Genomic DNA, 12,073 nt, shown 5'->3' with positions numbered 1-12,073 from the left:
AGTAAATGAATCTAAATCAATTAGATATTATCGTTTCAAATGTTCCCCAAGTCTGTGCTAGCTTGGAGCGTATCTTGGACAAAAAGGCGGACTATGTTGACCAAAGTTTTGCTCAGTTCACGATTGGCAGTCACTGTCTCATGTTATCCCAAAACCATTTGATACCTTTGGAAAATTTCCAGTCAGGAATCATTCTTCATGTCGAGGTTGAGGATGTAGACCATAACTACAAACGGTTGAAAGATCTTGGTATCCAGGTTTTAAACGGCCCAGTTGTAACCGATTGGGGAACCGAAAGCTTGCTCGTTGAAGGCCCTGCTGGTCTAGTGATTGATTTTTATCGTATGAAATAGGTAATTCTATTATCAAAAAATTCAAAACGTTCTTGGAGTGGAACTTAAAAAAACCGGAACCATCCGGTCTTTTTTATTAAAGACAAAATCTTCTTTGAAACTTTCCTTAGGTGAGTACGGACGTTAGGTGAAATTATCCAGTGGATGATTTCAGCAATCCAGGAAGTTCCATGACTAAATCAAGATACTAAGGGCGTCTTCGGATAAAGTCAAAATAGGAAGTTTGACGCAGAATCTTTTGATTCTAGGAAAGCTTATCTTTTTGACACAATCCGCAGCCCGTGTTCAATTAGTTTTGAACCTAAAGTTTCAAAACTCCCGAGTGCTAGAAACAATCGTGTTTCAAGCACTTTTCTCACGGTGGAAAGTTTCAGTAGATGATTGAATAATTCTAACGAATAAAATTTTTCTATATTTAACAGAATTTATTAGATTTAAGAAAGCCCAATATTATATTTGGCAAAAAATAATTTGTATGCATTTTAAAAGATCGGAGTCCTCCGAACTTTTTGTGTTGCGCGTGAACAAAAACAATCTTAGAATAGTATCAGTTTTTCCTAGGATGTTGTAAGATTTTCGGGTTAGAGAAGGGTATAATAGAACTATCAAATCAAGTGAGGTAGAGAGATGACCGACAAACTTCAATTTCCAGATGGTTTTCTTTGGGGTGGAGCGACGGCTGCTAACCAGTGTGAGGGAGCTTATAATGAAGATGGTCGTGGCTTGGCCAATGTGGATGTGGTACCGATTGGGCCTGACCGTCACGCCATTATCACGGGTCAGAAAAAGATGTTCGACTTTGAAGAGGGCTATTTTTATCCGGCTAAGGATGGCATTGATATGTACCATCGCTACAAGGAAGACATTGCGCTCTTTGGGGAAATGGGCTTTAAAACCTATCGCTTGTCCATTGCCTGGTCTCGGATTTTCCCCAAAGGGGATGAACTGGAGCCAAATGAAGCAGGTCTCCAGTTCTATGAAGACCTCTTTAAGGAGTGCCACAAGTATGGCATTGAACCTTTGGTGACCATTACTCACTTTGACTGTCCCATGCATTTGATTACCGAGTATGGAGGTTGGCGTAGTCGCAAGATGTTAGAATATTACGAACGTCTCTGCCGGACCCTCTTCACTCGCTACAAGGGTTTGGTCAAATACTGGCTGACCTTTAACGAGATTAATATGATCCTTCATGCGCCTTTTATGGGAGCAGGTCTCTGCTTTGAAGAAGGGGAGAATGAGGAGCAAGTCAAATACCAGGCGGCTCACCATGAGTTGGTCGCTTCAGCCATTGCTACCAAGCTAGCCCATGAGATTGATCCTAACAATAAGGTTGGCTGTATGTTGGCAGCTGGGCAAAACTATCCGCATACCTGTGCTCCGCGAGATGTCTGGGCTGGTCTAGAAGAAGACCGCAAGAACTATTTCTTCATCGATGTGCAGGCGCGTGGGGAATACCCAAACTATGCTAAGAAAGAGTGGGAGCGTCAGGGAATCACGGTTGAGATGACCGAGCAGGACCTTCAATTATTGAAAGAGCATACGGTGGACTTTATTTCCTTCTCCTACTATGCCAGTCGGGTCGCTTCAGGTGATCCAGCTGAAAGGGAGAAAACAGCGGGCAATATCTTTGCCTCTCTGAAGAACCCCTACCTAGAAAGCTCGGAATGGGGTTGGCAGATTGACCCTCTTGGTCTCCGCATTACCCTCAATACCATCTGGGATCGTTATCAAAAGCCGATGTTTATCGTGGAAAATGGATTAGGGGCAGTTGATACACCAAATGAAGCCGGGGAGATTGAGGATGATTACCGGATTGCCTACCTGGCTGCCCATGTCAAGGCCATGCGAGATGCTATTAACGAAGATGGTGTTGTCCTCTGGGGCTATACGACTTGGGGCTGTATTGACCTGGTCTCTGCCGGGACTGGAGAAATGAAGAAGCGCTACGGCTTTATCTATGTTGATCGGGACAATGAAGGAAAAGGAACTTTAGCCCGCTCACGTAAGAAATCCTTCTATTGGTACAAAGAAGTCATTGCGACCAATGGAGCATCTGTCAACTAATGCAACACTCGATTAGGAAGAAAGTTCTTCTTGATCGAGTGTTTTCTTTGCATTTTTGATTGACGAAGGTCCCTTTATTTGATAGGCTAGGGGAATAGAACTGATTTCGCAAGCAAAGAAAAAAGGAGCGAGGCAAGTGGCACGGATTTTATTAATCGAGGATAATAATGATATCCAAGAAATTTTATACAGTCTCTTAAGTGAAGATCATGAGGTCCTTCAGGCTTTTTCAGGTACAGAAGGGCTGCGGCTCTTCCAGCAAGAAGCTATTGATTTGGTCCTTCTGGATATCATGCTTCCTGGGAAAAATGGCGATCAGGTCCTGGAGGAGATCCGTTTGCAGAGTCACGTGCCGGTCATCATGATGACCGCTCTTGGGGATAAACACCTCATTAGCCAGTATCTCCTTGCAGGTGCCAATGATTATATTGTCAAGCCCTTTAATCTGGATGAAGTGGCAGCTCGTGTGACGGTGCAGCTGCGAAATCAAACGACGGTAGCACAGGAAGCTCAAGCGCCGCAAAAGCTATCCTTTAAAAATTTGGTCTTAAATCCAGAAACCTTTGAACTGGAGTCTGGCGAACAGACGCTTCGCTTGGGCAAAAAAGAATTTCAAATTTTTGAGACCTTGCTGGCACATCCAAAGAAGATTTTCACCAAGGAAGAATTGTATGAGGCGGTCTGGGAAGAAGTTTATCTGCCTGGAGACAATACCCTTAATGCCCAATTGAGTAATCTCCGGAAGAAAATTGCCCAGCTTGATCCTAATGAGGATTACATTGAAACCGTCTGGGGCTTGGGTGTTCGCTTGAAAGGAGACAAGTAATGTGGGGATTGGTTCTAATTCTAGTCGTCCTTGTCCTTCTCTTGGGACTTGGCTACCTTCGCCTACTCTCTGCTCTCAAAGATTTGCAGGAGCAGATTCAAAAGAAGCTCCAAAATGGGAGTGGGGTGAGGTTAACGTCACGTGTCTCAAAAAAAGAATTGGTCGCCTTGACCAAGCAGGTCAGTGATCTCTTTGATCAGATCGAGCGGACCAATCGGATTGCCTTTCAAGAGAAAAAGACCTTGGATATGGCCATCAGTAATATTGCTCATGATATTCGAACGCCTTTGACCATTGCATCGGGCTATACTCAACAAATCATCAAGGGTGGGACGCAGGAAGAGGAAAAGCTGAAGAAAATTGCATCCAATCTTCAAGTCGTCTCAAAACGCCTGGAATCTCTCTTGGAATACAGACGCTTGATGGAGGGAGCCATTCAGCCTCGGATTTCAGATGTCGATCTCAGCAAAGTCTTAACCCAGCAGTTGTTCCAATATTACGATAGCTTGTCTGAGGCGGGGATTGCCCTAGAGCTAGAGCTAGAAGAGCATCTTCATTATGCTACGGATTCGGAGCTTTGGGAGCGCCTCTTGCAAAATATGCTCAGCAATGTCCTCAAGCATGGGAAGGATCAGGCGCGTTTGACCTTGATGTCGGATGAGGACACGATTCGGGTCGAGCTGCGCAATATCGTTCAACAACCGATTCAGCACTTAGACCAATTAGCTAGTCGCTTCTACTCCGAAAATCTATCGGACACAGAGGAGTCTTCTGGCCTGGGTCTCTACATCATTCAAAATTTTGTAGAAATCTTAGGGGGAGATTTTCAACTGGCAACGGAGGCAGAATGGTTTATCTTAACCATTACATTAAAACAGTAAGGCTTGACCAATCGTCAAGCCTTTTTGTTTTTATAAATCTTTGTGTTTAAAGGTAGCTAGTCCCAGGAATCCGAAAACAAGGATGAATCCAAGGGCGATAGAGAGGGTATTGTTTGTTGCTGTCGTACTTTGGACCATGGAATATTGGAATTCCAAGTTTAGATAGTGCAAAATGTCGATGTCTTTAAAGAAGAGCGCAGGAAGGCTTAAGAAGATATTTCCAACGAAGTAGCCAACGAAGGCCAAAGTGATGGATTGGCTAGCGTAAAGGAGGAAGGAAATGATGCTGACCCAAGCCAAGGTGGAGAGGAACTGAATCAGTAGGGTCAGTCCAAAATGAGCCAAGAAGTGATCTGGCATGGTGCCAAGTCCATTGTAGAGGGTCGCGATTGAGAAGACAAGACCATAAGAAACGAGGAATTGGAAAAGAGCAATGGTCAAGACAACAGCACTTTTAGCAAAGTAGTAGCTGGTGCGAGAGACGCCATAGGCCAAACTATTCTTGTATAAGTTTTGTGTTAAGTCCGTTCCTAGGACTAAGGTGATGACAATAATGGTAAAAAAGATGGTCATACTGATGCTCCCAGAGTAGTTGATCAAAGCTTTAAAGCCTGTCCAAACTTCGGTCGCTTGGGGTAATTTGGATTCCGTATTGATACCGAGATGGCCGGTAGCTCCAAAGATGACTCCAGACACGATATTGAGAACGAGAAGGGCTTCTGTAATCCAAAAACCTTTGGAGCGAAAAAGTCTATAAAAATCTGCTTGAATGGTATGCAACATGATAAATCTCCTAAATGAAATATGTGGGATAAGTAATACAGGAAGACGGTGTTTTGACTAGTCTACCAAGTCCGTAAAGAATTTTTCCAGATCTTGGCGGGCATAGTAGATTTCGTCCACATCAATATCTGCTTGAACGAGCGCTTTGACAATGACTTTAATATCGTGAGTCTGTCCGAAAATATGGATTTCTCCATCCTTATCGATGACTTTGATACGGTGATGGAGTTGATCTTGAATCAGTTGACTCGCAAGGGCTAGCTGGCTGGTCTTGAAGATGATGTAGTCTTCGCCTTGTTCTTCGAATTCAGCCTTGCTAATTTCTTTGATCAGGCGTCCTTGGTCGACAATGCCAAAACGATTGGCAACCAGATAAAGTTCGGAGAGGATGTGACTGGAAATGAGGATGGTCATGCCGAGTTCATCGTTGAGGCGCTTGATCATCTGACGGAATTCCTTGATTCCGACAGGATCGAGACCATTGATGGGTTCGTCCAAAATGAGGAAGTCGGGCTTGGCAATGAGCGCAATCGCAATTCCCAACCGTTGTTTCATCCCGAGTGAAAAATCGCGGAATTTCTTCTTACCCGTATTATTCAGGCCGACATAGTTCAAGGTTTCTTTGATGACCTGGTCGGGATTGGGGATATGGCGTGCCTTGCAATAGTAGATTAGGTTTTGATAAGCGGTCATATGCTTGTGAGCCACAGGACTTTCAATGACAGATCCGACCCGTTTCAGGGCTTGTGTCCACTGAGAGCGATTCGTGGAAGCGAAGAGGGAGACGCTTCCATCAGTTTCTTGAATCAGCTGGGTGATGACCTTGATGAGGGTGGTTTTCCCTGCCCCGTTTTTACCGATGAGGCCGTAGACGTCGCCTTTGCGAATGGTGAGATTCACATCATTTAAGGCGTATTGTTGACCGAACTTTTTACTCAAATGGGAAATTTCTAATACTTTTTCCATGGTTTTCTCCTTCGTCCAAATGACTAGTTGTTTTCTTTACACTCTTAGTATACAGCTTGCTTTTCAAATAACTATCAAGCAATTCTAAAATATTTCTAAAAAAATGACTAACCTTTTAAAAGTTAGCCGTGACTTTAAGAATAAGTTTTCTTAGAGGCTTTCCTTAGGTGAGTACGGACGTCAGCGAACTTCGAAGAAGTTCCATGACTTAGTTTTGGACCTAAGGTTCCAAAACTCCCGAGTGCCTGAAACAATTGTGTTTCAGGCACTTTTCTCACGGCGGAAAGCCTCTAGATATTCATGCATAACTTAAAAATATAAACATTTCTTGATTTTTTAAGTTATGTAACATGAAAAAATACGTTATCTACATTAAGAGGAACTGTTTTTTAAGCTAGCCCCTTCATTTTTAAATTCACCAACAAATTCCTTGATGGCTTCTGCAAGTTCATGGGGTTTCTGAGTATTGAGTAGATGGCTCCCGTCTGCGATTTCTAGATAGTGACCTTTAGGCAGGAGATTGGCCAACTTTTTAGAAGAAGCCTGATTGGCCCCATCCTTGCTGCCACAAATCACTAAGCTAGGAAGAGGGCAAGTTTTAGCGGTATCGGTTAGATTGAGGCTTTTTAATTCGGTAAAGATTTGCAACATGTGCTGTTTATTGGCCCCCTGCTTTTCAAAGACATGTTTGGGAATCAGACGAAAAAGGAGAATTTGGAGCCTATAGAGGAGATTGGTGTTGAGTTTGTATTGCGTCCCTGAAAGCACCAAGCCCTTGAGTTGTGGCAAGTCTCGGCTGGAGAGATCAAGAGCTAGAACGCCTCCCAGTGAGAGTCCTACCAGAATAAAGGGCTCGCTTTCTTGCTGGAGGTGCTCCGTCAATCTTTCTTTGGCCTCTTGGTAGCTTTCGCTTGGATGGGAGAAAATAGCGAAAGATTCAGATTGCAAGGGGGAAAGTGCATCTTGGACCCCTTGCCAAGAGTGAGCATCCTGGCCTAGGCCATGTAAAAAAATAAGTTTCATTCTGATTCCTCTCTAGTGAAATCGAGTGGATAGAGGCCACGCAGGGCATTACAGGCATAGACTTGGTCAGCAACTTCTAAATCCTTCAGCGTTAACAGTTTTTCCTCTACTTGTCCAGTTTCTAAGAGATGGCAGCGGTAAATCCCGTCGAGGATAGGGAGGTGAGCTGGAGGGGTATAGAGATTGCCGTCAATCTCAAGGATGAGATTTCCGATGGTCGTCTCTAGCAAGGTCCCGTCTTCTAAATAGTAGATCTGCTCGTGATCTGACTGGATGAGATGGTCTCTCTGACTCGTTTTGAAATAGGTAAAAGGTCGGTCTAATGGAGCAGTTTGTTTTCTTAGTTGGGCCTGCAGATAGCTAGCTGGCAAGTCTTTCAGCTCGGTGATAGCCAGCTGGAAGGCCCCGTTTTTTTGCAAGGCAATGCGGCAACGATAGTCAAGGTTGGAATCCAAACGAGCAAGCTCTTCTTGAAGTTCTTTCAGGAGTTTTGGCTCATCATAAGGGTAGGCAAAGTAGCGGCTGGCCTCTCTCAAACGGGTCAGGTGTTGCTCCAGGAAGGTCAGCTCTCCTCGGTGGATACGACCAGTTGTCAAGAGGTCAAAGTGAGGCTCTTGTCGGTAGAGGACTGCTGATTTTTGCTTGGTCTCTTGGTATTCACTTTCCCATTTGCTGTCCCAAGTGATGCCTCCACCTACGCCATAGATGGCTTGATGCCCTTGCATTTGAAGGGTTCGAATGGCCACATTAAAAATCCGTTTCCCTTTTGGAAGAAGGATACCGATTGTTCCACAGTAGACGCCACGAGGAGCAACCTCTGTCTGTTGAATAATTTCCATAGTAGAAATCTTCGGTGCCCCTGTGATGGAACCGCAAGGAAAGAGGGCCTGGAAGGTTTGGACTAGGTCGACTTCGGGGCGTATGAGACTTTCAATAGTCGAGGTCATCTGCCAAACGGTGGAATATTGCTCAACCTGGCAGAGATGGGTCACCTGCTCACTTCCGATCTCCGAAATGCGATTCATATCATTACGCAGGAGATCCACAATCATCATGTTTTCTGCTCGATTTTTAGGATCAGCTTCTAGCCAAGCTGCTTCCTTGAGGTCGGCTTGGTTAGTGAGACCACGACGAGTCGTCCCCTTCATAGGGCGGGTGGTCAGTAGCCTGTCATCTTGCTCAAAAAAGAGCTCAGGGCTGATAGAGAGAATGTAGACATCATCGTGCTGGATGAAGGCATTGTAATGGGCCCTCTGTTCTACCACCAAGCGATTGTAGATGGCCCAAGGATCAGCCTCTAGCTCTTGAGAAAGCTGGACGGTGTAGTTGACCTGATAGGTATCCCCTTGACGGATGTGGTGCTGGATGGTCTCGATAGCTTTTCGATAAGCAGGCGCCTCTACCTCTTCCTGCCAATTGGCTGGAAGATCCACTGCCTCGTAGTCCTCTGGGAAAGGCAGGGTTTCTACTTTCTCGTGGATGGTGAAATAGAGGAGATACTCTCCCATGAGTGGTGCTGGGTGGACGGCTAATTTTTTCTCAAAAGCAGGAGCGGCTTCATAGCTGACATAGCCTACGGCATAATAACCAGCCTCCTGATAGGCTTCCGCCTCTCTCAGAAGAGTCTCTACTTGGTCGAGGTCTCTGGTTTTTAATTCCTTTATGGGCTTGGTGAAAATGTGTCGCAATCCAAGCTCTTTAAAATCAATAATTGTTTGTTTATGCATGCTTTGAGTATATCAAAAATAGAGGAAAAAAGGTAGATAAGGAGGCAAGGATTCCTTGCTTGGTCCTCTCTTTCATGCTAAAATAACCATAGAATCTGCATTTGGCGAAGGAGTAGGACCATGAAAAAGAATTCCCTCTATAACACTTCCAGTATTAGTCTTTTTCAATACCTCTTTGCGATTGCAGTGATTTTGGTGCATAGTGGTCGCTTAACTTCCTATGAGCCAGTGCATTTTGGCCTTAAGAGTATCCTTGGACGGCTAGCGGTGCCATTTTTTATCGTCTGTGCCAGCTTTTTCCTCAAGCCATCACTAAGAGATGCAAGGAAAATGAAGGCCTACCTGGTCAAAATCGTAAAAACCTATTTATTTTGGAGTTGTGTCTATCTTCCCTATGCCTGGGTCTTTTTTTCTAGTCTCCATCTCCCTGTCTATCTCTTTCCAGCAGGCGTTCTGATTGCTCTGTTCTATCTGGGAATGTGTTACCAACTCTGGTATATCCCTGCCTTTTTGCTGGGCCTGTTTTTGGTCAATCAATTGGTCAAACGCTTAGGTATGGTTTGGACGGGGGTGATCACCTTTCTTCTTTACTGCTGGGGCTTGATCGAGACCTATTCAGCTTATCTGGACATCACGAGTCTTCTCAAGGGTTACCAGCTCTACAGCAATTTATTTTTTACAGCTCGAAATGGTCTCTTTTACACGCCCATTTTTATCTTTATGGGTTACTATCTCTATGATCATTTTCATGCACAAAACTTTAGGGTTCACCGTTGGCAAAAAGTGGCCCTTACCTTTGGACTCTTCTGTCTAGAAGGTCTCATCATTTTTCAACATGAAGGAATTGATAAAAACTTTTTCTTTCTCCTTCCCTTTGTCACGGTCTATTTGGTTAATGCTTGTCTGCGATCGTCCTTTTTGAAAAGCTATGATTTACAGTATTTAAAGCAGATGAGCATGGCGCTTTATTTTTCGCATCCGATCTTTATCGAATGGGCTCGCTATGGCTTTAGCAATGTCCCGCTTTCTTATCCAGACAGGGGCAAGCTGATTTTTGTGGCCGCCTTGTTGGGAAGTCATCTCTTTGGATTGGCCATGCTCTCTTATCACTCTTGGCAAAAAGAAAAGAAAAACAGAAGTCTTGAAAAGGAAGTTCTCTAGAGAGACTTCTTTTTTATTTTAAGGGAGACTGATAGGTCAGCTGAGGGTTGCAATTCTTTTCTAGTTTGGTTATGATGTAAGGGATTACAAGTAAAGTCAAAAAGGAGAAGCGCATGAAGAAAAAATGGTGGCATGATGCCGTGATCTATCAAATCTATCCCAAGAGCTTTTTAGATAGCAATGGAGATGGAATCGGTGACCTCAAGGGGATCATCAGTAAGCTGGATTATTTGGAGAAGTTAGGCATTACGGCTATTTGGCTGTCTCCTGTCTACCAAAGCCCTATGGATGATAATGGCTACGATATATCTGATTATGAGGATATTGCTTCCATCTTTGGCACCATGGAAGATATGGAAACATTGATTGCGGAGGGGCAAAAGCGCGGTATTAAGATGATCATGGATTTGGTGGTCAACCATACATCTGATGAACATGCTTGGTTCATCGAGGCCAAGGAAAATCCAAACAGTCCAGAGCGAGACTACTATATTTGGAGGGACCAACCCAATGATCTTGTCTCTACCTTCAGTGGTTCAGCTTGGGAATTTGATCCAGCTTCCCAGCAGTATTATTTGCACTTCTTTAGTAAGAAGCAACCAGACCTGAATTGGGAAAATGAGACCCTTCGGCAGAAGATTTATGACATGATGAACTTTTGGATCGACAAGGGGATCGGTGGTTTTCGGATGGATGTCATCGACATGATTGGGAAAATTCCTGATCAGAAGATCGTAGCCAATGGTCCCATGCTCCACCCTTATCTGAAAGAAATGAATCGAGCGACTTTCGGGGATAAGGATTTGTTAACGGTCGGGGAGACCTGGGGAGCGACACCTGAGATTGCTAAGCAATACTCTGGTCCTGATAATGAAGAATTATCGATGGTCTTTCAATTTGAACACATTGGGCTTCTCTTCCAAGAGGGTCAGCCCAAATGGCACTATGCGAAGAAGCTCAATGTTCCTAAGTTGAAAGAAATCTTTAACAAGTGGCAGACGGAGCTGGGCATGGACGAAGGCTGGAACTCTCTCTTTTGGAACAACCATGACCTCCCTCGGATTGTTTCTGCCTGGGGAGATGACCAAGCCTATCGGGTGAAGTCCGCTAAGGCCCTAGCCATTCTTCTTCATTTGATGAGAGGAACGCCTTATATCTACCAGGGGGAAGAGATTGGCATGACCAACTATCCTTTTAAGAGCCTAGACGAAATCGAAGATATTGAGTCTATTAACTACGCCAAGGAAAGCCTCGAAAAGGGAGTGGATCTCGACACCATTATGGACCAGATCAGGCATATTGGCCGGGACAATGCTCGAACCCCCATGCAGTGGTCCAAGCTGCCACAGGCTGGTTTTACGACCGGTCGCCCATGGCTAGCTGTCAATCCAAACTATCAGGAAATCAATGTGGAAGCGGCTTTAGCTGATCCCTCATCCATTTTTTATACCTACCAACAATTGGTTGCCCTCCGTAAGGAGCAAGACTGGTTGATCTCGGCAGACTTTGAGCTAGTGGATACAGTCGACCAGGTCTTTGCCTACCAACGAGTAGATGGGAATCAACGCTATTTGATTGTGGTCAATTTGTCTAGTCAAGTCCAGAGCTTTGAACTGGAGCAAGACTATCAGGAGGTCCTCATTAGCAATACCAATGTAGAGCAGGTCAAACAGACAAAAGTATTGGAACCTTGGGATGCTTTTTGTGTGCAACTAACTTGAGCATAAGTTCCTACAAAAAAAGAAGCGGATAGCTTTTCAGATTGCATATAAAGTCTTCTTTAAAACTTTCCTTAGGTGAGTACGGACGTCAGCGAACTTCGTAGAAGTTCCATGACTAAATCAAGATACAAACGGCGTCTGCGGATAAAGTCAAAATAGGAAGTTTGACGCAGAATCTTTCGATTCTAGGAGAACTTATCTTTTTGACACAATCCGCAGCCCATGTTCAATTTGTTTTGAACCCCTTCGCTTATTAATTTCAAAGCTCAGGCTAAAACAGTTTCCCAAACTGTTTTACTCCCAAAACTCCCGAGTGCCTAAAACGTAATTGTTTTAGGCACTTTTCTCACAGCGGAAAGTTTTAAATCTGCTTGAATGACTAAAAAAGAAACCAATTTTTTTGAAAAATAAATTAGCTATTTTATGTAAAGAAATGTTTATCTACATTCTAAAAGAAGCGGATAGCTTCTTTTTTTGTTTTAGAGGGGACGAGGTCTGTCCAATGGGAGGAGGCTCAGTCTGTCTGGTAGAAGCCTTATAGTTATTTTTTATAAGGACTATTAGT

10 protein-coding genes are annotated in these 12,073 nt (G+C 44.1%); 6 read left to right on the top strand and 4 right to left on the bottom strand.

The features are described from left to right. The first annotated feature begins 5 nt into the window (after positions 1-5). The 4 genes from EAI95_RS05690 (at position 6) to EAI95_RS05675 (ending at position 4,127) form a co-directional block, all read left to right on the top strand. Positions 6-353 (top strand): VOC family protein, encoded by a 348-nt coding sequence (locus EAI95_RS05690; protein ID WP_129822455.1) that lies wholly within the window; start codon positions 6-8, stop codon positions 351-353. A gap of 627 nt (positions 354-980) precedes the next feature. Then, positions 981-2,420, top strand: coding sequence for a 6-phospho-beta-glucosidase (locus EAI95_RS05685; protein WP_129822454.1), 1,440 nt, complete (start codon positions 981-983; stop codon positions 2,418-2,420). A 136-nt stretch (positions 2,421-2,556) separates the two neighbouring features. Then, positions 2,557-3,246 carry a response regulator transcription factor gene (locus EAI95_RS05680; protein ID WP_193775108.1) on the top strand — a complete coding sequence of 230 codons (690 nt, stop codon included), beginning with the start codon at positions 2,557-2,559 and terminating at the stop codon, positions 3,244-3,246. Continuing rightward, positions 3,246-4,127, top strand: coding sequence for a HAMP domain-containing sensor histidine kinase (locus EAI95_RS05675; protein WP_129822452.1), 882 nt, complete (start codon positions 3,246-3,248; stop codon positions 4,125-4,127). The genes EAI95_RS05680 and EAI95_RS05675 overlap by 1 nt, the downstream gene beginning before the upstream one ends. 30 nt (positions 4,128-4,157) lie before the next feature. Here EAI95_RS05675 and EAI95_RS05670 read toward each other — a convergent pair whose 3' ends face one another. The 4 genes from EAI95_RS05670 to pabB form a co-directional block, all read right to left on the bottom strand. Beyond that, positions 4,158-4,910: an ABC transporter permease gene (locus EAI95_RS05670; RefSeq protein WP_129822451.1), complete on the bottom strand. Its 753-nt coding sequence runs from the start codon at positions 4,908-4,910 to the stop codon at positions 4,158-4,160. Between the two features lie 57 nt (positions 4,911-4,967). Then, on the bottom strand, positions 4,968-5,876 hold the full coding sequence (locus EAI95_RS05665) for an ATP-binding cassette domain-containing protein (RefSeq protein ID WP_129822450.1): 909 nt from the start codon (positions 5,874-5,876) through the stop codon (positions 4,968-4,970). 372 nt (positions 5,877-6,248) lie between these two features. After that, positions 6,249-6,899, bottom strand: a complete 651-nt coding sequence (locus EAI95_RS05660; RefSeq protein WP_129822449.1) for an alpha/beta hydrolase — start codon at positions 6,897-6,899, stop codon at positions 6,249-6,251. Next, positions 6,896-8,626, bottom strand: a complete 1,731-nt coding sequence (gene pabB, locus EAI95_RS05655) for an aminodeoxychorismate synthase component I (RefSeq protein ID WP_129822448.1) — start codon at positions 8,624-8,626, stop codon at positions 6,896-6,898. Before pabB ends, EAI95_RS05660 begins: the two co-directional genes overlap by 4 nt. Positions 8,627-8,746: 120 nt before the next feature. Between pabB and EAI95_RS05650 the strand changes: the two genes are divergently transcribed. After that, the gene (locus EAI95_RS05650) at positions 8,747-9,787 is read left to right on the top strand and encodes an acyltransferase (protein WP_129822447.1); all 1,041 of its coding nucleotides are present in this window, start codon (positions 8,747-8,749) and stop codon (positions 9,785-9,787) included. Between the two features lie 113 nt (positions 9,788-9,900). Continuing rightward, positions 9,901-11,508, top strand: a complete 1,608-nt coding sequence (locus tag EAI95_RS05645) for an alpha-glucosidase (RefSeq protein ID WP_129822446.1) — start codon at positions 9,901-9,903, stop codon at positions 11,506-11,508. Positions 11,509-12,073: the final 565 nt, after the last annotated feature.

Source organism: Streptococcus sp. bf_0095, from assembly GCF_004166885.1.
Taxonomy (GTDB): Bacteria; Bacillota; Bacilli; order Lactobacillales; family Streptococcaceae; genus Streptococcus.
This window is presented reverse-complemented; position numbering and strand designations above follow the sequence as displayed.